This is a genomic window from Haloparvum alkalitolerans, from assembly GCF_055381565.1.
The window spans coordinates 204,444-224,634 of record NZ_AP043937.1 but is presented as its reverse complement, the minus strand read 5'-3'; the positions used below and the strand labels follow the sequence as shown (position 1 = coordinate 224,634).

The 20,191-nt window shown below is 70.8% G+C and carries 15 protein-coding genes; 6 read left to right on the top strand and 9 right to left on the bottom strand.

Features of this window, described 5'->3' with window-relative positions:
- Positions 1-122: 122 nt before the first annotated feature.
- The 6 genes from mobA to ACZ432_RS02045 all read right to left on the bottom strand — a co-directional run bounded on the left by mobA (position 123) and on the right by ACZ432_RS02045 (position 8,180).
- Positions 123-812, bottom strand: coding sequence for a molybdenum cofactor guanylyltransferase (gene mobA / locus ACZ432_RS02070; protein WP_426963136.1), 690 nt, complete (start codon positions 810-812; stop codon positions 123-125).
- Positions 805-3,012: an assimilatory nitrate reductase NasA gene (gene nasA, locus ACZ432_RS02065; protein WP_426963137.1), complete on the bottom strand. Its 2,208-nt coding sequence runs from the start codon at positions 3,010-3,012 to the stop codon at positions 805-807. Before nasA ends, mobA begins: the two co-directional genes overlap by 8 nt.
- A 278-nt stretch (positions 3,013-3,290) precedes the next feature.
- On the bottom strand, positions 3,291-4,061 hold the full coding sequence (locus ACZ432_RS02060) for a hypothetical protein (protein WP_426963138.1): 771 nt from the start codon (positions 4,059-4,061) through the stop codon (positions 3,291-3,293).
- An 89-nt stretch (positions 4,062-4,150) separates the two neighbouring features.
- On the bottom strand, positions 4,151-6,535 hold the full coding sequence (locus tag ACZ432_RS02055; protein WP_426963139.1) for a hypothetical protein: 2,385 nt from the start codon (positions 6,533-6,535) through the stop codon (positions 4,151-4,153).
- A gap of 85 nt (positions 6,536-6,620) precedes the next feature.
- A complete protein-coding gene (locus ACZ432_RS02050) occupies positions 6,621-7,229 on the bottom strand; it encodes a trimeric intracellular cation channel family protein (protein WP_426963348.1) in 609 nt (202 codons plus the stop codon).
- A 159-nt stretch (positions 7,230-7,388) separates the two neighbouring features.
- A complete protein-coding gene (locus ACZ432_RS02045) occupies positions 7,389-8,180 on the bottom strand; it encodes a DUF7260 family protein (protein WP_426963140.1) in 792 nt (263 codons plus the stop codon).
- Between the two features lie 156 nt (positions 8,181-8,336).
- Between ACZ432_RS02045 and ACZ432_RS02040 the strand changes: the two genes are divergently transcribed.
- Positions 8,337-8,825: an arsenate-mycothiol transferase ArsC gene (locus ACZ432_RS02040; protein WP_426963142.1), complete on the top strand. Its 489-nt coding sequence runs from the start codon at positions 8,337-8,339 to the stop codon at positions 8,823-8,825.
- Positions 8,826-8,831: 6 nt separating this feature from the next.
- Here the strand turns inward: ACZ432_RS02040 and ACZ432_RS02035 are convergent, their stop codons facing one another.
- Positions 8,832-9,146 carry a CGCGG family putative rSAM-modified RiPP protein gene (locus ACZ432_RS02035; RefSeq protein WP_426963143.1) on the bottom strand — a complete coding sequence of 105 codons (315 nt, stop codon included), beginning with the start codon at positions 9,144-9,146 and terminating at the stop codon, positions 8,832-8,834.
- A 121-nt stretch (positions 9,147-9,267) separates the two neighbouring features.
- On the opposite strand from ACZ432_RS02035, the gene ACZ432_RS02030 reads away from it, so the two are divergent.
- The 5 genes from ACZ432_RS02030 to ACZ432_RS02010 all read left to right on the top strand — a co-directional run bounded on the left by ACZ432_RS02030 (position 9,268) and on the right by ACZ432_RS02010 (position 17,334).
- Entirely contained in the window at positions 9,268-11,577 is a 2,310-nt protein-coding gene (locus tag ACZ432_RS02030; protein ID WP_426963144.1) for a nitric-oxide reductase large subunit, read from the top strand.
- 84 nt (positions 11,578-11,661) lie between these two features.
- Entirely contained in the window at positions 11,662-12,942 is a 1,281-nt protein-coding gene (locus ACZ432_RS02025) for an amidohydrolase (protein ID WP_426963145.1), read from the top strand.
- Between the two features lie 104 nt (positions 12,943-13,046).
- Positions 13,047-13,694, top strand: coding sequence for a hypothetical protein (locus ACZ432_RS02020; RefSeq protein ID WP_426963146.1), 648 nt, complete (start codon positions 13,047-13,049; stop codon positions 13,692-13,694).
- Positions 13,695-14,087: 393 nt separating this feature from the next.
- Positions 14,088-15,785 carry a BCCT family transporter gene (locus ACZ432_RS02015; protein WP_426963147.1) on the top strand — a complete coding sequence of 566 codons (1,698 nt, stop codon included), beginning with the start codon at positions 14,088-14,090 and terminating at the stop codon, positions 15,783-15,785.
- Between the two features lie 187 nt (positions 15,786-15,972).
- Positions 15,973-17,334: an aminotransferase class III-fold pyridoxal phosphate-dependent enzyme gene (locus ACZ432_RS02010; RefSeq protein ID WP_426963148.1), complete on the top strand. Its 1,362-nt coding sequence runs from the start codon at positions 15,973-15,975 to the stop codon at positions 17,332-17,334.
- Positions 17,335-17,391: 57 nt separating this feature from the next.
- On the opposite strand, the gene ilvA is transcribed toward ACZ432_RS02010, so the two are convergent.
- Together ilvA and ACZ432_RS02000 are read right to left on the bottom strand one after the other, a co-directional pair.
- Positions 17,392-18,732, bottom strand: coding sequence for a threonine ammonia-lyase (gene ilvA / locus ACZ432_RS02005; protein ID WP_426963149.1), 1,341 nt, complete (start codon positions 18,730-18,732; stop codon positions 17,392-17,394).
- Entirely contained in the window at positions 18,729-20,096 is a 1,368-nt protein-coding gene (locus tag ACZ432_RS02000; protein WP_426963150.1) for an amidohydrolase, read from the bottom strand. Before ACZ432_RS02000 ends, ilvA begins: the two co-directional genes overlap by 4 nt.
- Between the last annotated feature and the right edge of the window lie 95 nt (positions 20,097-20,191).

Sequence of the window (20,191 nt, the reverse complement as noted above, 5' to 3'; positions counted from 1 at the left end):
GCTGACGTCTCAGCGGAAAGGGCGGATCGAGGTATCGGAGCGGGCCCGGAGTGAAACGCCGACCGCCGTTCGCGGCGCCGGCCGATGGGGATCCCGGGCCGCGGCTCCGACCGGTCGAGGGGTCAGCGACGGCCGCGAGCGGGCGCGTCGGCGGCGGACAGCGCCTCCAGGCGCCGGAGATCCGCGGGATCGTCGACGTCGGTGAAGGCCGTGGCCGGGGCCAGCGCGCGGACCTCGGTCTCCGGCACCTCGACCGGGTCGAGCTCCGCCAGCAGCGACGCGAGGCTCGCGCCGGCGTCGAGCATGCGCCGGGAGGTCGACCGGCCGACCCGAACGTGAACGACGAGCGGGAACGGCTGTCGCCGCCCGTCGAAGCGGGGGACCGCGCCCGACTCGCCGCGGACGGCCGACAGCAGGCGGGCCAGCAGAGCGGTCCCGACCGCGGGCCGGTCGCAGGGGAGCACCGCCGCGTACCGGGCCTCGGTGGCGGAAAGCGCCGCCGCGAGGCCGGCGACGGGGCCGGCGTCCTCGCGGTCGTCGACGGCGAACCTGGTCAGGAGGGGGTCGAGCGCGTCGGCGAGCGCCGCGCGCTGGTCCGCGCGGCAGTTGACGACGACCTCGTCGACCGCGGGCAGCAGCGCGTCGACGGCGTGGGCGACCAGCGGACGGCCGTCGAGCGTCGCCAGCGCCTTGTCGCCGGGCGGGAACCGCCTCGATCGCCCGCCAGCGAGCACGACACCGGCGATCCCGGTGTCGGGCTTTGGCGGCGAAGGGCGGGCCGCCACCCTCCTGTCGCCGTCCCGCTCAGTCATCGCTCGGGGTGCCCTCGGGCGTTCGGGTCGGGGACTCGGCGGCGTCCGAAGCGGGGGAGAGCCGGACCGCGCACTGCTTGAAGTTCGGCTCGGCGGAGACGGGATCGACCGCGGGCGTGGTCACCTCGTTCGTCGCCGGGTGGTGGATGGGGAGCCAGACCAGTCCGGCCGGCACCGCGGGGTCGGGCTCGACCGCGACCTCGACTCGGCCGCGCTCGGACGCGAGCACGGCGGTTCGGGGCGTTCCGGAAGCGTCCTCGTCCCGGTCCTCCTCAGCCTCGTCTGCGATCCCCACCTCCGCGAGCGTCTCGGGCGCGGTCCGAGCGGTCACGAGATCGTCGCCGTCGCCGCCCCGCGACCGCACGCCGGAGTTGTAGCCGTCCGCCTCGCGGCCGGTCGTGAGCGTGAGGGGGTACTCCTCGTCCGGCGGGTCGGGCAGGTCGGCCGCCGACCGCGTCGAGAAGGCTGCGCGCCCGGATGGTGTGGGGAACGACCACGTATCGGCATCCGTGCCGGGGTCGGCGTCGGTGTCGGGGACAGCCGCATCATCCTCCACGAGGTAGCGGTAGCCCCCCTCCGCGTCGGTGTCCGGAGCCGGCCAGCGCACGGCGCCCTCGGCGTCGAGCCGGGGATAGCCGATGCCGGAGCAGTCCGTCGTCGTCCCCGCGGTCAGCGCGGCGAACTCCTCGAAGAGCGCCTCGGGGTCGGCGCCGGTGTCGGCGAACAGGCCGGGCGCCAGCCGCTCCGCGAGCGCGACGATGATTTCGCAATCAGACCGGACGCCGGCGGGCGTCTCCGTCGCGGCGCGGACGCGGGAGATCCGACGCTCCATGTTCGTCGTCGTCCCCTCGCTTTCGCCCCACGTCGACGCCGGTAGCACCACGTCCGCGTGCTCGACGGTCTCCGTCCGGAAGGCGTCCTGTGCGACCACGAACGCGTCCTCGAGCGCGGCGCGGACCGCCGTCGCGTCGGGGAACCCGACCGCGGGGTTCGTCGCGACCGTCCACACCGCGTCCGGGCCGCCCTCGCGGCCGACCGCGTCGAGCATCTCGACCGGTCCGGGCCCGGTGTCGTCCGGGAACCGGGAGACGGGAACGTCCCAGTGTTCCGCGACGGTCCGGCGCTCGTCGGGGTCCGCGAACGGGCGGCGACCCGGCCACGACCCCTTCGAGGAGCAGATCCGCGTCCCCATCGAGTTCGCCTGGCCCGTGAGCGAGAAGGGGCCGCTCCCTCGGCCGAGGTTGCCGCTCGCCAGACAGAGGTCGATCAGCGCGCCTGCCGTGGCGGTGCCGCGGACGCTCTGGTTGATCCCCATCCCCCAGTAGATCAGGGTGTCGTGCGCCAGCGTCGCCGCGAGCGCGTCGACGGCCGCGAGGGGAACGCCGGCCTCCGCGGCGGCGGACGCCGCGTCGGGCAGGGCCGCGACGAGGTCGTCGAACCCCCTCGTGTGCGCCTCGACGAACGCGCGGTCGACGCCGTTGGCCTCGACGAGTCGCGCGAGCACCGCCCGCGCCAGCGCGTGGTCGCCGCCGGGGTCGGGCTGGACGTGCCTATCCGCGCGTCCCGCGGTCTTCGTCTCGACGGGGTCGACAACGACGAGTTCCCGTCCGTCCTCGTCGGCCGCGTCGGCGATCCACCGGAACATGACCGGGTGGGCGACCGCGGGGTTCGCGCCCCAGACGACGTGCCGGTCCGCCGCGGGGATGTCGTCGTAGGTCGGTGGCGGCGCGTCGCTCCCGAACGCGTCGACGTAGGCGGCGACCGCACTCGACATACACAGCGTCGTGTTGGCGTCGTAGTGGCGCGTGCCGACGCCGCCCCGGGCGAGTTTGCCGAGCGCGTAGGCGGCCTCGTTGGTCTGCTGTCCGCTCCCGAGCACGGCGAGGCCGTCGGGGTCGTCCGCGGTCGCCGCGCGGATCCCGGAGACGGCGGCGTCGAGCGCCACGTCCCACGTCGTCGGTACGAGCTCGCCGCCGCGGCGGACCAGCGGACGCGTGAGCCACTGTCCGTCCGGGTCGGCGGTCTCGCCGACGCCGCGGCCGCAGGCGAGGCCCTCGTTGACGGGATGGGTGGCGTCACCGCGGACCACGTCCAGCCCCATCCCCCGCTCGACCGCGCGCTGGACGTGTCCGCAGCCGACCGCACAGCGCATGCAGGTGGTCGGGACCAGATCGGTCACGTGCCGCTCCCGGTAGAACATGAACGTTCATCCACTTTTCTCCCGGCTTGACGGACGAAGCGAAGCATCGGTCTCGACTATGCCCATGGAACGACGGGCGATAAGTGTTTGTCCGACTGTTTGTCCAGAAATACGCTTGAGAGACGACGTTCGTCCGTTCCTAAATGGGCTATTAAGCCATTGATCGCGTTGAACGGAGGATTTTCCGGACGTTTGTGGACGCTCGTCAACCCCGATTTCGGATGGGATGTTCGCGGGGATGGGTTCGCGGGGCGCTGAGCGCGGCCGCGGAACTGCGGTCACTCGACGGTGCTCTCGGCCGCGAGGACCTCGAACGCGTCGCCGAAGACGTCGAGCGGGTCGGCGCCGTCGGCGACGCGCTGAACCGCTTCGTCCAGCGCGTCGCGGTCGCGAATCGTCTCCCGGAAGACGGAGCCGCCGACGGCGTCGTGGAGGTCGGCGGCGGCCGCCTCGCGGACCCGATCCCCGAGCGCCGGCCAGGTGGTCCAGTCGGCACCCAAGCCGACGGCGTGCTGGGCCCGCGGCTCCTCGACCGTGTCGCGGCGACGGGCGTATGCATCCGCGTAGTCGGCGAGCACGGTGAGGCGGTCGAGCGGAACCCCCGCGATGAACAGCGACAGCGACACCTCGTCCGGGCCGCCGATGTCGTGACGTTCCGCGCGGTAGTTGCGGGCTGAACAGCCCGTCCGGGCAGCGACCGCGTCCCGGACCTGGTCGTACTGTGTGCTGAATGAGCCGCTTCTTGGGTCGTACGCACGTGAGTGATACACGGCTCGGAACGACGGGTGATGCGGCGCCTGGGCCGGATCGATCGGGTCCACCGGCACGAGCCCGTCGTCGAACGCCCGGTCGAGTTCGGCCGCGAAGCTGTGGGCGAGGAGGTCCTCGTCCGACTCCACGAGGTCGGTCTCGGCGATGTCGGTGACGCCGACTATCTCGTCCGGCGAGGCGTCCAAGTGGGTGACGTACGGGTCGCCGTCGTCCGTCGGCGGGAAGGGGTCGCCGTCCGTGTCCACCGCGTACGGGTTCTCGGAGTCGAAGGGCGGCACGTCCGCCCAGCAGTCCCGGAGCGCGTCGAGACGGTCAGCGAGGCGCGACGCCCGGTCGCGACGTTCGGCGGCCGCCTCGCGAGCGTCCGCTATCGGGTCGAGGTAGGCGGCGACGAGCGCGGCCTCCGCGTCGCTCCGCGGCGGCTGGAAGTCGCCGGAGAGCCCCCAAACATCCCCTCGAGCGGGCGGTCGCCGGCGTCGCTCCGTCCGCGAGCGAGCGTGTCGAGGGCGGTGTCGAGGCGATCGAGAACGCCGTCGAGCGCCTCCTCGTCCGGGAGACGGACGTGTGCGTCGCCGAGTTCTCGGTCGAAGGCGAGCGGCTCGCGCCCGAGGAAGCGGTCGGCGAACGCCTCGACGACATCACCGACCGTCGCCGCCCGCAGGTCGTCGATCGCGTCGGCACGTTCCCTGAGGCGGGACGCCTCGAACGAACAGGAGAACGCCTCGGGATGGGGGGAAATCTCGAACCACTCGTCGGCCTGGCGGACGTGCGCCTCGTACCGCTCCGTCCAGTCGGGCCCAAGTATGCCACTGAGAAGCCCCCGTGACTCGAGAGCGTCCCGCTTCGCTCCCTTGACGTGGTCGAAGGCGTCGCGGATCGAGGCGATGTCGATCGGGTCGACCCCGATCTCGTTGAGCCCGGCGTTCACGGCATCGGCCTCCGGAAGCCGGAGGTCGATCTCCTCGACGGCTTCGACGGTCGTCGCCGCCTCGACCTCGCTGACGGCGCGCTCGACCGCGTCCACGAGGTCGTGGATGCCGTTCCGGACCGCCTCGGCGCGTTCACCGATCGCGGTCAGCCGCTCGACGGACCTGGACACGTCGTGCGCCCACGACTGGAGCTCCCCGCGGAGGTCCTCGCGAACCGCCTCGCGGAACGACTCGGCGTCCGCGAGGACGTCGTCGAGCTCATTCACAGTCTCGTGAGCCGCCATACTCCGCTTCTCGAGTTCGCTGATGTCGGTGGGGGGATAGCCGCGATCGAGATCGAGGAGGCGGCGGAGACTCCGACGCACGAGGGCGACGTCGTCGGCATCGAACCCCGTCTCCTCGACGTTGATCGCCTCGATCGCGGCAAGAAGGTCGCGACGCCGTTCGACGGTTCGGAACTCGGCCGCGATGGCATCGAAGAGGTCCTCCGCGAGCCCGCCGGCCTCCGCGACGTGGTCGGCGTAATGCTCGACGATCGACGCGAGCGTACCGGGAGCGGACGCAACGAAGTCGCGAACGGCGTCAGCGCCGTCGTCGCGGCCGCCGTCCTCGATGACTTCGGCGGCCTCGGTTCGGATCGCCTCGATCGAGGCGTCGAAGCCGAGTCGTTCGAAGACCGGGTCCTCGAGCGTCGTTCCGACCAGGTCGTCTACGAGACGGCTTCGGAGGGAGCGTGCGGCCGCCTCGTCGATCGGACCGCCGCGCGCGGCCGTGTCCGTGAGGACGCGTTCCGCTGTGTCCGGAAACCGCTCGCGGAGGGAAGACTCGACGACATCGTAGCGTTCGGCTTCCGCCTGGAGCGCGTCCCGCTTCCGGTCAACGAACTCGGCGACGGCCTCGCGCGTCTCCTCGTGCGCGGAGATCGGGTATTGAACGGTGCGCGTGGTCGCGACGGTGAACGGTGCATACGCCGTCGGGCCGCCCGAGAGGTCGAGAGAGAGCCCGGACCCGCCCCCGTTCCGCAGGGCGCCCTGATGGGCGAGGAACGCTCGGACGGCGTTCGCCTCGAACGCCGCCGGATCGGCGTCGGCCGGGAAGGGGAGCAGCGTCACCGTGTCGAAGGGGCTCTCCCCTGCGAGGAACGCGTGTTCGAGTTCCGAGAGCGCCGCGTGCGCGTTCGCGAGTGTCGCCGTAGACTCGGACGGATGCGGCAACACCGCGTAGAGGTCGGTCCGCCGGCCCTCGAGGTCCGCGGCGAGATCGAGGACGGTCCCGGATCCGGTGCCGCCGCCCAGCGACGCAACGAGCGCGACGTCGTCGTCGGCCGTCGTCGGCGGAGCGATCGAACCGCCGGAGAACGACGCCGCGTGATAGAGCGCCTTCGCGAGCGACCGGAACCGGTACGTTCCGCCGCCGATCCCCGCATCGTCGAGCGTCTGCAGCGGCTCGGTGCGGTCGTCGAGCCACCAGCTGTCGAGGCCCTCGGCCTCGCAGAGGTCGCGGACGAAGGGTTTGTTGGTCAACCGGGCCGGGACCTCGCCGCCGAGCGCTTCGGGGAGGAACACCGGACCGTGAAGGGAGAGACCGTCGGGCTGCCCGTCGACGCGCGAGCGGACGGCCTCGAAGCCCTCCCTGGTTCGCGCGGCCGCTTCGCGGTGCCAGTCACCGTCGGTTTCCGTGTCGATGATCGCGGCGGAGAGCCCGTCCGAGCCGTCGTCCGTGAGCACCTGCTCCAGAACGTCGTCCCGCCGCAGGAGCCGGTGGACGATCCGCGTACCGCCGCCGCCAACCCCGATCAACACGTCGGGCGTACAGATCCGCATGCCGACACGATGGGGGAGGCGGGTGTTAAACGTTCAGTGAGTGCCGGCGCCGCGCGGGCGCCTCCGCGGCCGCGTGTGCGTCACCTCACTCCCCGCCGCGGACGGCGACATCGGCGACCGTGGGGAGTCGCCAGCCGTACGCGACCGCGGCCAACCGGAGGCCGACCGTGACGGCCGCGCAGGCCGCAGCTGCGAGTCCGGCCGCGCCGACGGCGGCGGTCGCCCAGTAGGTGACGCCGCCGAGCACCGCGGGGGTCGCGTAGAAGTCCTCGAAGAGGATGAACGGCGGGCGATCCAGTAGCACGTCCGCGGTCGCGCCGCCCCCGACGGCGTTGATCGTCGCGATAGCGACCACGCCGAACGCGGAGACACCGGCGTCCGTGGCGACGATCGCCCCGGCAGTCGCGAACGCGGCGAGCCCGATCGCGTCCGCGAGCAGCGTCACCGGGTGCGAGTCGGGCGCGTCGAGCAGGAGCGGCAGCCCGATGGCGAGCGCGACGCCGACCAGCGCCAGTCCGATCTCGACCGGCGACTGGAGGACGAGCGGGACGCGGTTGACCAGCAGGTCGCGGGTCGTCCCGCCGGCGAACGCCATCGCCAGGCCGACGATCGCGATCCCGAGCAGGTCGTACTCCTCGCGGACGGCCTTCGAGGCGCCGACGAACGCGAACGCCACGAGCCCGACCGCGTTCATGACCGCGAAGGGGTCGCGAACGGCGGCGACGAACTGCTCCGTAAGCACGACGATAGCTACGAGGGGCGCGCTGTTGAGTCCATCGGCTTCGACAAGCGCGTCCCGAAGCCGCCACCGACCCGCGGAGCGGCGGACGCGACCGAATCGGGGCCGCGCGCCTCAGTCGGAGCGCGCCAGCGCCCGCTCGAGGTCACGTCTGGCCTCGTCGAGCCGGGAACCGAGCTCCCCGACGGCGGCGAGGACCGGGTATCGGTCGTCGAGCCCGGCGTAGAGGTACGCCGGAACGTTCGGGAACGAGGAGGGGAGGCGCATCCGCCGCCGCTGCTCCCGGAGGTCGGCCTGCCGCCGGGCGGCGAGCGCGTCGCACTTCCGACGCAGTACCGGCACCTGCGCGCGGCGAGCGTCGAGTGCGCCGAAGTCGCGGTCCGCGTGCCGGCCGTCGGTCAGGTCCGCGACCGCCTCGCGGAGGGCCGCGACCACGGACGCGCCGTGCTCGAGTGACTCCGCCTCCGCGTCGAGCGTGTCGAGGAACACCGATCGTTCCTCGATGGCCGTCTCCGTGCGGTCGATCAGAGTCCGCCTGGACCGGTCGTCGAAGGCGGACTGGCCGGTGAGGATCAGCGCGAGGTCGGCGCCGAACTCGGCCTCGACGCTCGCCTCGTACGTCTCGTCGTAGTCGGCGGCGAAGTGCGGGACGCTCATCACCGTCTCCTCGTAGGCGGCCTTCACGGCGCGGAGACCTCGTCCCGCGGGATCCACGCGGGAGCGGAGCGGCGGGCCGCGGGCGGGCACCGCCTCGGCGGCGATGCGTTCGAGCCGGTCCCGGAACGCCGCGAACGCCTCCCGTTCGTCGACGATCTTGCGGCGTTCGACGCGGAGCGCATCGCTCGCGGCCGCGATCCCGTCCCCGGTCCCGGACGCGTCGGTCGGCGCGTCGGCGGTCTCCGTCATGGGGCGCACAAGCACCGCGGCGGGCATAAGCCGTTATAAGAGGGGTCCGGACGGGTCGGGTGGGCTCCCGAGCGCTCAATAGTCCCGGACCGATCTCCGGGCCGGTCGAGAGAGCTCATAGCAGACCTCTTGTTCTGACGGCTCACAGAGGAGGCCATGACCACCGACGACGCGCCCGACGCGGTCCCGCTGCGAGCGGACCCGGCCCGCCCGGTCGTGCTCGCGTTCGTCTGCGTCCGCAACGCCGGTCGGAGCCAGATGGCGAGCGCCTTCGCGGAGCGCGAGCGCGCGGCGCGCGGCCTCGAGGAAAGCGTCGACGTCGTCACGGGCGGCACCGACCCCGCCGATCGCGTCCACCCGGTCGTGGTCGAGGCGATGCGGGAGGTCGGCGTCGACCTCTCCGACCGCGAGCCGCGCGCCGTCTCGGAGGCCGAACTCGCCGACGCGGACGTGGTCGTCACGATGGGCTGTTCGACGCTCGACCTCCCGGGCGTCGACGACCGGGACTGGGCGCTACCGGACCCCGGAGAGCGGCCCCTCGAGGAGGTCCGCGAGATCCGCGAGGAGGTCGCGGACCGGGTACACGCCCTGTTCGACGGGATCGAGGCCCCACCCGACCGCGCCGAGGACGGGGCCTCGGAGTAGTCGCCCTCACTCGACGTGGACGCGGGAGACGTGACCGCCGCAGCCGCACCGCTCCACGTACTCCCACTCCAGGTCCGCGACGTCGCCGTCCGCCGCCGCGAGCGCGTCGTAGAGGTACGTCTCGGGGTGGCCGTTGTCGCCGTGGGTGACGAGGTTGACGTGATTGCCGGGCGCCGTGTGCGCTATCGCGTCGAGCGCCTCCTCGACCACTCGGTCGGGGTCGCCGGCGTGTTCTGGCCCCTCGAGGTTCGCCGACCAGGAGTTGTCGTGCGTCTCGTCGGTCACCGCGGTCGCGTCGGCGGAGTGTTCCGTGGCAGTCATCTCACATATTCGTCGGTGCTCGCCCCCCGTGTCTCCGTTGCCGAATATGTTCGGCACCCGTTGGCGGTGCGTGAGAACTCGCGGGTGAACCCTAAGGGCGGGCGTTCGGAGATAGTCCCGTATGCGCCTGGAACGGAAGACGATCGCGAAGATCATCGCCGTGGTGTTCGTCCTCAATCTCGCGGTGATGGGCGGCGGCGCCTGGTTCGCGTACCAGGAAGCCCCCCCGATACCCGAGGAGGTCGTCGGACCCGACGGCGAGGTGATCGTGACGGGCGAGGAGATCAGGGACGGCAAGCGCACCTTCCAGCGGAATGGGCTGATGAACCACGGCTCCATCCTCGGCAACGGGGCCTACTACGGCGAGGACTACACCGCCGACGCGCTGGAGTTGAAGGTCCAGCATATGCGCGACTACTACGCGCAGGAGCGGCACGGGAGCGACTACGCCGCGCTGGACGACAGCGAGCAGGCGGCGATCGCCGAGGTGGTCAGAAACGACCTCGACGACCGGAGCGGGACGACCGCCGCGAGCGGCACCGCGGACGGCGGCGTCATCGCCTACTCCGCGGCCGAGCTGTACGCGCACCAGCAGGTCCGCGAGGAGTACGTCGAGCGCTACCACGAGGGCGCACACGACCGCGGCGTCCCCGCGGGGATGATCGACTCGGAGGCCGACGCCGAGCGGTTCGCTGACTTCGCGATGTGGACCGCGTGGTTCTCCCACGCCGACCGCCCGGGGAGCGACCACTCGTACACGAACGACTGGCCCTACGCCCCCGGCGCGGGCAACGACGCGACCGGCGCCGCGATGACGTGGAGCGTGATCGCGATGGTGTTGCTGGTCGCGGGCGCCGGCTTCGGGATCTGGCTCTACCGCTCCGTCCGCCTCCCCGAACCGGAGGTCGAGGGCATCTCCGTGCCCGCGCCGGGCGACGTGAGCGTGTTCCCCAGCCAGCGCGCCGCCCTGCGGTTCGTGCCGGTCGCCGCGGGGCTGTTCCTCGCGCAGGTGCTGTTGGGAGGGCTGCTGGCGCACTTCTACGTCGAGCGGGCCGGCTTCTTCGGGGTCGAGGAGGTGTTCGGCGTCCACATCCTCCAGATCCTCCCGTTCGCCATCGCGAAGACGTGGCACATCGACCTGGGGATCCTCTGGATCGCCGCGACGTGGCTCGGCGCGGGGCTGTTCCTCCCCGCGCTGTTGACCGGCCACGAGCCGAAGCGGCAGGCGACGTTCGTCAACGGGCTGCTCGCCGCGGTCGTCGTGGTGACGGTCGGCGGCCTCGGCGGCATCTGGCTCGGCGCGAACGGCTACTTCGGCGACCTCTGGTGGGTCCTCGGCAACGAGGGGCTGGAGTACCTCGAGGTCGGCAAGCTCTGGCAGGCCGGCCTGCTGGCCGGGTTCCTCACGTGGGCGGTGCTCGCGATCCGCGGCCTGAAGCCGCTGCTCGACCGCGAGCCGCCGTACGGGCTCGCGCACATGATCCTCTACGCCGGTAGCTCCATCGCGCTGCTGTTCACTGCCGGGTTCATGTTCACCCCCGAGACCAACATCGCCGTCACGGAGTTCTGGCGCTGGTGGGTGGTCCACATGTGGGTCGAGGGCGCCTTCGAGTTCTTCATCGTCGCCATCATCGGGCTGACGCTCGTCTCGATGAACCTGCTCTCCCGGCGCAGCGCCGAGAAGGCGGTGATGCTGCAGGCGCTCCTGGTGATGGGGACCGGCGTCATCGGCGTCTCCCACCACTACTGGTGGATCGGGATGCCCGACGCGTGGATCCCGATCGGGAGCGTCTTCTCGACGCTGGAGCTGATCCCGCTCGTCTTCATCCTCTACGAGGCGCTCGGGCAGTACGACGCGATGACGACGGACGGCGAGTTCCCCTACCGGCTCCCGTTCCTGTTCATCGTCGCCTCCGGCGTCTGGAACTTCGTCGGCGCCGGCGTGCTCGGGTTCTTCATCAACCTCCCCATCATCAACTACTACGAGCACGGCACCTACCTCACGGTCGGGCACGCCCACGCGGCGATGTTCGGCGCGTTCGGTTTCCTCGCGCTCGGGATGGTGACGTACATGCTGCAGATCGCCATCGATCCCGAGCGCTGGGACGGCACGTGGCTCCGCGCGGCCTTCTGGTGTTGGAACGCCGGGCTGGCGCTGATGGTGTTCGTCTCGGTGCTCCCGGTCGGCTTCATCCAGCTGGAGGCCGCCTTCACCGAGAGCTACGCGGTCGCCCGGAGCGTGGCGTTCTACTCGCGGCCGATGGTCCAGAACCTGTTCTGGGCGCGGCTCCCGGGCGACACGCTGCTCATCCTCGGGACCGCCATCTACGCCGCGGACCTGGTCCGCAAGCGGTTCGTCCTCCGGGAGTCCGCGGACGACCCCGACGTGGACGACATGGCGGTCGCGGAGGGGGTCCTGAGCGAGGACTGAGCGCCCGCCGGGGAACGGCCCCCCCGCTCCGTCCGCCGTCCCGTGGCTACCGTTAAGTACCCCGACCGCTTTGAGACGGGACGAATGTCCCACGACGTGCAGGCCAGACTGAGCGATCTCCGGCGCGCGTTCCACCGTCACCCCGAGCCCGGCTGGCGCGAGTTCCGGACGACCGCCCGCGTCGTCGAGGAGCTGGAGCGGATCGGCGTCGACGAGATCGCGGTCGGTCGCGAGGCGCTGGCGACCGACGATCGGATGGCCGTCCCCGACGAGGCCGACATCGAGCCGTGGCTCGACCGGGCGCGCCGGGCGGGCGTCCGCGAGGACATCCTCGACCGGACGGCCGGCGGCCACACCGGCGTCGTGGCGACGCTCTCGCGGGGCGAGGGCCCCTGCGTCGCGGTCCGCGTCGACCTCGACGGGATCTCGATGCACGAGTCGGACGCGGCGACCCACCGACCGACCGCGGAGGGGTTCCGCTCCGAGCACGAGGGGTACATGCACGCCTGCGGACACGATGCGCACATCGCGATGGCGCTCGGAGCGCTGGAGGCGATCGAGGCGAGCGCGTTCGAGGGAACGTTCAAGGTCCTCTTCCAGCCCGCCGAGGAGATCTCCGGTGGCGGGAAGGCGATGGCCGAGAGCGGGCACCTCGACGACGTGGACTACCTGCTGGCGCTCCACATCGGCCTGGACCACCCCACCGGCGAGGTGGTGGCGGGGATCGAGAAGCCGCTGGCGATGGCACACCTCACTGCGACGTTCGAGGGCGCGAGCGCCCACGCGGGCAAGGCGCCGAACGAGGGGGCGAACGCGATGCAGGCCGCCTCGGCGGCGATCCAGAACGCCTACGCGATCCCCCGCCACCGCGACGGGTCGACGCGCGTGAACGTCGGCCGCATCGAGGGGGGATCCGCGAGCAACGTCATCGCCGAGGAGGTGACGCTGGAGGCCGAGGTCCGCGGCGAGACGACGGCGCTGATGGAGTACACGCGGACCGAGTTGGAGCGGGTGCTCTACGCGGCCGCCGAGATGCACGACTGCGACGTGACGCCCCGGATGATCAGCGAGTCGCCGCGCGTCGACAGCCACCCCGCGCTCCGGGACCTCGTCGGGAACGTCGCGTGGGAGGTCGCGGGCGTCGACCGCGTGATCCCGACCGAGGAGTTCGGCGTCAGCGAGGACGGGACGTATCTGATGCAGCGCGTCCAGGACAACGGCGGCCTCGCCTCCTACATTCTCGTCGGGACCGACCACCCGACGAGCCATCACACGCCCACCTTCGACATCGACGAGGCGAGCCTGGACATCGGCGCGACGCTGCTGGCGGAGACCGCCGTCGAACTCTCGCGCAGACGCCCGTAGTCGGCCTCGCACGGACGCCCGCGGGCGCCGGAATCGGACGGCTGCGGCGCCCACCGACCCCGCGGACCAGTACTGTTAATCCGTTTGCACCCGGTAGTGCAGCCATGAGCAAGGACGACGTGCCGGAGTCGCTCGAGGCGGCGGCTGACGCGGACCGGCCGCGCGGGATCCTCACGCCCTCCGACCGCGACTTTCTGCTCGGACGGAAGACGGACTACACGGACCACTCGCGGAAACAGAAGCGCAACCGGATCCGGCGCCGAGTCCGGAACGCCATCCTCGATTTCAGCATCCTGTTCGAGTGCATGGAGGAGCGCGACCTGAACACCGTCTTCGACCCCGACGACGAGGACCGGGAGGCGTACACGCAGGGGATCACCGACATGCTCGCGTTCCTCCACCTCGGGACGATGGGCTACCACACGCCGTTCAAGGACATGCTCTCGGAGGGCGTCGGCAAGGCCGAACAGCGGCTCGCGGGGTCGAACTACCGGATGGTCAACGTGGAGTTCAACGTCGAGCCGGTCGGCCAGATCGACGTGGACGAGGTCGTCTCGAAACTGGAAGACGAGGAGTTCGCGGAGCTCACCGACGAGGAGCTCCGGGCGTTCGTCCGCCTGCTGACGATGTCCGACTCCTTCTCTCCGGAGGACGTCGGCGAGGAGATCAAAGAGCACGTCGACGAGTTCGCCGAACAGCTCACGGAGAGCGCCTCCTCCCACGAGGCAACGATCGAGGAACTCACGAACTGACGGCGAGTGCGGCGGGCGACGTCGATCATCGAAAATCGGTTACGCGTGCCGGCCGCAACGCCGGAGCCGCCGCCGCCAGTCCGCCAACGCGGCCGCGAGTAACCGATACTCGAACCGGGGCGTTCGGAAGCGAGTGGACGAGTCGTGTTCGTTTCCGCCATCTGATCAACGATCAGTCATTTTTACTCTCATAGAAGATCGAACGTGTTCCTATCAGCAGAAAATGACTATGTGCGTCGAATATACATAATCTGTATAGAAAAGCGCGGAGTGAGAAACACTTATTGTGTATAGTTTCGATCGAATCCCCATGCCATCTCGTAGCATGGTACGCGATAGGTGGAGACAGGGTGCTTCGACCGGCCGCGACCTCGCTCGCGGGGGTGAGACCGGATGAGCGACGCCGACTCCGGACTGTTCGACGAGTTCCGCGAGGAGATCGACCCCGTCGTGTTCGCGTTCGGCGCGCTGCTGACGCTCGGGGTTATCGGGGCGTTCTTCGTCAGCCCGAGCACGGTCGAGAACGGGATCACCTCGCTGAACAACCAGCTGCTCGGCGCGTTCAACTGGGCGATGCTGCTGATCGTCTTCCTGATCGTGCTGTTCCTGCTGTTCCTGATCGTGGGGCCGTGGGGCGGCATCAAGCTCGGCGACGAGTCGCCGGAGTACAGCTTCCTGTCGTTCTTCGCGATGCTGTACTCCGCGGGCTTCGCCGCGGGCGTCGTCTTCTGGGGGCCGACGGAGGCGCTGTTCTACTACAACAACCCCTCGCCGCTGTTCAGCGGCGTGGAGGGCGGATCGGCGGAGGCGATGACCGTCGCCGTCCAGCAGACGCTGTTCCACTGGGCGCTCCCGCAGCTGGCGGTGTTCACGATCATGGGCATCGCCATCGGCTACTTCGCGTACAACTACGAGAACGTCCCGCTTCGGGTCTCCTCCGCGCTCACGCCGCTGATCGGGGCGGAGAACCTCGACGGGCCGTTCGCGAAGGTCGTCGACATCCTCGCCGTCTTCGCGACCATCGGCGGCGTCGCCACCTCGCTCGGCTTCATCGGCAGCCAGTTCGTCACCGGCCTCGACTACCAGTGGGGGATCAGCATGGGGGACTGGGGGATCCTCCTCGTCGTCACCATGATGACGCTGCTGTTCACGACCTCGATGGTGCTGGGAGTCGACAAGGGGATCCGCCGGCTCTCGAACTTCAACATGGTCCTGTTCGTCGTGCTCATGTTCGCGACGTTCATCGTGGGACCGACGCTGTTCCTCGTGCTGCTGGGTACGCAGGCGTTCGGCGGCATGATCAGCGAGTTCGTCTCCATGAGCCTCTTCACCGGCGCCGGACCGATGGGCGGCGGTGACGCGAGCGCGACGGGGTGGATGAACGCCTGGACCGTCTTCTACTGGGCGTGGGCGCTCTCGTGGTCGCCGTTCGCGGGCCTGTTCATCGCCCGCATCTCGAAGGGCCGGACCGTCCGCGAGGTCGCGTTCACCGGGATCGTGGCGACCTCCGCCGCCACCATCCCGTGGTTCACGTTCGTCGGCGGCACCGCCGTGTGGGCGCAGCACAACGGCATCGCCGACTTCGGCGCGGTGCTGGCCGGCGAGGCCGGGCCCGAGGTCTCCGGCTTCATCCTCTTCGAGGCGCTGAACTTCACCCTGAGCCTCGGCGGCGCGTCGCTGACGGTCCCGATCGGGTCGGTGTTGATCTACCTGTTCATGATCCTCGTGACGACGTTCTTCGTCACGTCCGCCGACTCCTCGACGCTGGCCGTCTCGATGATGACGACCGGCGGGAAGGCCAAGCCGTCGAACGTCAACCGGATCTTCTGGGGCGTCGTGCTCGGCATGACCGCGGCCATCCTGATGATCCTCGGCGGCACCGGCAGCGCGAACACGCTCCAGCAAGCGGCGATCATCACCGGAACGCCGTTCGCGTTCGTCTGCTTCCTCGCCATGCTGGCGCTGATACGGGACTTCAGCAAGCACTACGACCAGGTGCTCCTGCAGGACGAGACCGTGCTGTTCGGGTCGGCCGAGAAGGTGGAGTCGCAGTCCGGCTCCGCCGGATCGCCCGAAGTCGACGACGACTGACACCGCACCACCGGTCGCGCGGCCGGCACCGGACGTGCTGGTCGCGGTCGGCACCGGGCGTCCCGGTCGCGGCCGCCACGGCAGTACGTCCCCGAGGAGGAGGTCACGGTCGCCAATCACACCACGCGTCCCGCCTCGCGGGCGTGCCATAACAAGTTTTAATGTAAGACATACACATAAACTGTGTATGGATAGGGACACGGCGGAGCCCGACGCGGACGCGCTTCCGGGGCCGAACGCGCAGCGCTGGGTCGACTTCCACCAGCAGCACGCCGCCCCCAGCGAGTACTCCCACGAGTTCGTCTGGGACGTGACCCGCGAGGCCGACGGCCCCTTCGTCACCGACGTCGACGGCAACGTCCTCCTCGATTTTACCTGCCACATCGGCGCCGCCCCGCTCGGCTACAACAACGAGAAGGTGCTCTCGAAGCTTCGGGCGTTCGACCTCGTCGAGCCGATGAAGATCGCGGGTCAGGACATGTACTTCGGCGCCGGAGCGACCCCCGAGGAGTCGGAGGTCCCCGGTTCCAGCCACCTCATGGAGCGGCTGGTCGAGGCGACGAGCCACTACGGGATGGACACGGTGTTCCTCTCGAACTCCGGCGCGGAGGCGATGGAGAACGCGATGAAGATCACCCACGACCACCGCGCGCCCGCGAAGTACGGCGTCGCGTTCGACGGGAGCTTCCACGGCCGCACGCTCGGGACCCTCTCGGTGACGAAGTCGAAGGACGTCTACACGCGCCACTACCCCGAGATCAGCGGCGTCGAGACCGTCCCCTTCTGTGCCGACCGCGGGTGCGACGCGGGGACCTGTGACTGCGGGTTCTTCGCCGGCGGCGGCTCCCGGCTCCGGAATATGCTCGCGCCCGAGGGCGGCCACGTCGACCCCGACGAGGTCGCGTTCCTCACGCTCGAACCGATCCAGGGCGTCGGCGGCTACCGGTTCCCGAGCGAGGCGTTCATGGACGAGGTCGCGGCCGTCACCGAGGAGTACGACATCCCGCTGGTCGTCGACGAGATCCAGTCCGGCGTCGGCCGGACCGGGGAGATCTGGGCCTCGGACCACTACGCCATCGAGCCGGACGTGATCGCGAGCGCGAAGGCGTTGCGCGTCGGCGCGACGATCTCGCGCTCGGACGTGTTCCCGAGCGAGAAGAACCGTCTCGGCTCGACCTTCGGGGGCGGCGACGTCCTCGGGTCGATGATGGGCGCGTTCACGCTGGAGGCGATCGAGGAGCACGACCTACTGGACAACGCCACCCGCCGCGGTCGGCAGGCGACGGAGCTCCTCCGCGACGACGCGCCCGACCACGTCGTGGACGTGCGCGGGAAGGGCCTGATGCTCGCGGTGGAGTTCGACACGCCCGAGCGGCGCTCGGCCGTCGTCGAGGCCGCGCTCGACCGCGGCCTGCTCACGCTCGGCTGCGGGAAGAAGACGGTCCGGCTGCTCCCCCCGCTGGACTCGACGGAGCGCGAGATCGAGTTGGGGATCGGGCTCTTCCTCGACGCGATCGACGCGGTGGGCGCGAGCACGGCCGTGGCCTGACCGCGTCCGTCGCGCCGACCGCGTCCGACCGAGTTGGACGGAGTCGTGCCGGGTCCGCTATCCGTTCTCCGCCGAGCGACGCACGACGCTGACCCCCTCGACCGCCTCGAGCGCCGCCAGTGCCTCGTCGAGGTGGGCCGGTCCGCTCCCGCCCAGCCCGACCCGCACGGGCGTCCGGTTCGGGTCGTCGACGGCGGTCGGGCTGGCGCGTTCGAGCGCGTCCACCTCGGCGCCGGCGTCCTCGGCGGCCGCGAGGACCGCGGAGAGCGCGGTCGGCCAGTCGTCGACCGCGAGCCGGACCGTCTCGTACCGGCCGAGTTCGTGGAGCCCCGTGCGCACGAGGTCAGCGTGGTCAGTGAGGTCCGCGTTCCCGCCCGAGACGACCACGGCGGCGTGGGCTCCGTCGAGACGGACCCGGTCCGCGAGCGCGGCCGCGAGCGGGGCGACCCCCGCCCCCTCGGCGACCACCTTCTCCCGCTCGGCCAGAAGCGTCACCGCGGCCGCGATCTCGCGATCCGAGACGGTCACCACCTCGTCGACGACCTCGCGGGCGACCCGGAACGTCGTCTCGAGCATGCGCGTGTCAGCGATCCCGTCCGCCACGGTGTCCACGTCGGCGCGCTCGCGGATCTCGCCCGCCTCCAGCGAGGGACCCGCGTGGGCGGCCCCCTCCGGCTGGACGCCGACCACGCGCACCTCGCGGTCGAGCGCCGCCATCGCCGTACCGATCCCGGAGATAAGCCCGCCGCCGCCGATCGCCACGAAGACGGTGTCCAACTCCGGGTACTGGTCGAGCAGTTCGAGCCCGATCGTTCCCTGTCCCGCGATGACGGCCGCGTCGTCGAAGGGGTGGACGAACGTCTCGCCGGTCTCGTCGGCGCGCTCCACGGCGAACTCGTAGGAGCGCTCGTAGATGTCCCCCTCCACGAGCACCGTCGCGCCGTACCCGCTCGTCGCCGCGACCTTCGCCGCCGGCGTCACCTCGGGGACGACGATCGTCGTGTCGACCCCGAGCAGGTCGCCCGCGAGCGCCACGCCCTGCGCGTGGTTGCCGGCGCTGGCGGCGACCACGCCGGCCTCGCGCTCGGCCGGGGAGAGCTGCGCCATCGCGTTGTAGGCGCCGCGGATCTTGAACGAGCCGGTGCGCTGGAACGGCTCCAGTTTGAGGCCGAGCGACGCCGCGCCGCTCATCTCGGCGAACGTCCGCGAGGTGTCGAGCGGCGTCCGGTGGACCACGTCGGAGAGGCGCCGCTCGGCGGCCCGCACGTCCGCGAGCGTGACCGGGAGACCGTCCCCGGGGTCGCTCTCGCCGCCCGCGTCGCCGCGGGCGTCGCCACCATCGCCCGCCTCGCCGCGGGCGTCCTCATCGTCGCCCGCGCGGTCGCGTCCCTCGGTCATGCGTGGTCGTCGGTCGCGTCGCCGACGTCGGCCGCGTCGTCGGTGTCGACCGGGTCGCGTGCGTGGATCCCGTCCTCGACGTGCGGGACCGGATGTCGCCGCTCGAGGTCCCTGATCGTCCCCACCAGCACGTCGACGCCGTGCCGGAGGCTCCGTTCGTCCACGTCGAACGTGGGCGTGTGGTGGCTCGTCGGGTGGTCCGTCCCCACGATCAGGTACGTCGCCAGCCCGCCCTCGTTCTGCACGCGCTCCATCAGGAACGTCGCGTCCTCGCTCGCGCCGAAGTCCGCCGCCGGGAGGACGGTGTCGATCCCGGCGACACGGTCGGCCACCTCGCTCACGAGCGCCTGGAGCTCGGGGTCGCTATCGGCGCGCGGCGACTCGCTCACCACGTCGACCGTGGCGCGGCAGCCGTGCATCGTCGCGGCGGAGCGCACGGTGCGCCGGAGGCGGCGCTTCACGTCCTCCATCACGGCGGTCGTCTCGCCGCGGGCCTCCATCTCCATGTGAGCGTGCTCGGCGATGACGTTGCTCGCGGTGCCGGACTCGGCTCGACCGACGTTCACGCGCGTCATCCCGTCGCTGTGGCGCGGGATACCGTAGGCGTTCACGATGGCGTTCCCCATCGCCTGCATCGCGTTGTCGCCCTCGTTGGGGGCCTTGCCGGCGTGCGCCGAGGTGCCCTCGATCGTCGCGTCGACGTGACACATCGCCAGCGGCTTCTCGATCCCCGCGACCACCTCGCCGGTCGGGTGGTCCAGGCCGACGTGGACCGCCAGCAGGTAGTCGAGGTCGTCCGCGAACCGGCTCTCCGCCATCGGGTGGCCCCCGCCGCCGGTCTCCTCGGCCGGCTGGAAGAAGACGACGAACCGGCCCGAGAAGTCGCTCTCGGCGATCGCCTCGAGGACGGCGAGACCCCACGTCATGTGCGCGTCGTGGCCGCAGGCGTGCATCGTCCCGTCGATCTCCGAGCGGAACCCCTCGTCGACGGGGTCGTGGTCGAGGTCGGTCGACTCCTCGATGAACAGGCCGTCGATGTCCACCCGGAGGCCGATCGCCGGCCCCTCGCCGCGGTCGAGTTCCGCGACGACGCCGGTGTTGCCGCCGGCCATCCGGTCGAGAAGGTCCTCGTCGACGCCGCGTTCGCGGGCGCGGTCGATCCACGGATCGAGGTCCCCGTCCGGGACGGCCATGCGGTCGGCGGGGTCGTACGCGTCCGGACCGACCGCCAGCTCGTCGACGCCGATCCCCCGGATCTCCTCCACGAGCCGCGCGGTGGTGAGGAACTCGCGCCACGCTGGCTCGGGGTGACGGTGGAAGCGCCGACGCAGGCTGACGAGCCGGTCCCGGATCGGTTCGGTCATGCGAGTCACTCTCTCACTCCACGGCCTTAACTATACACAATTGTCGTTGACAAGATATACACAAAAAGGATAAGAGACTCCCCGACGATCCACGT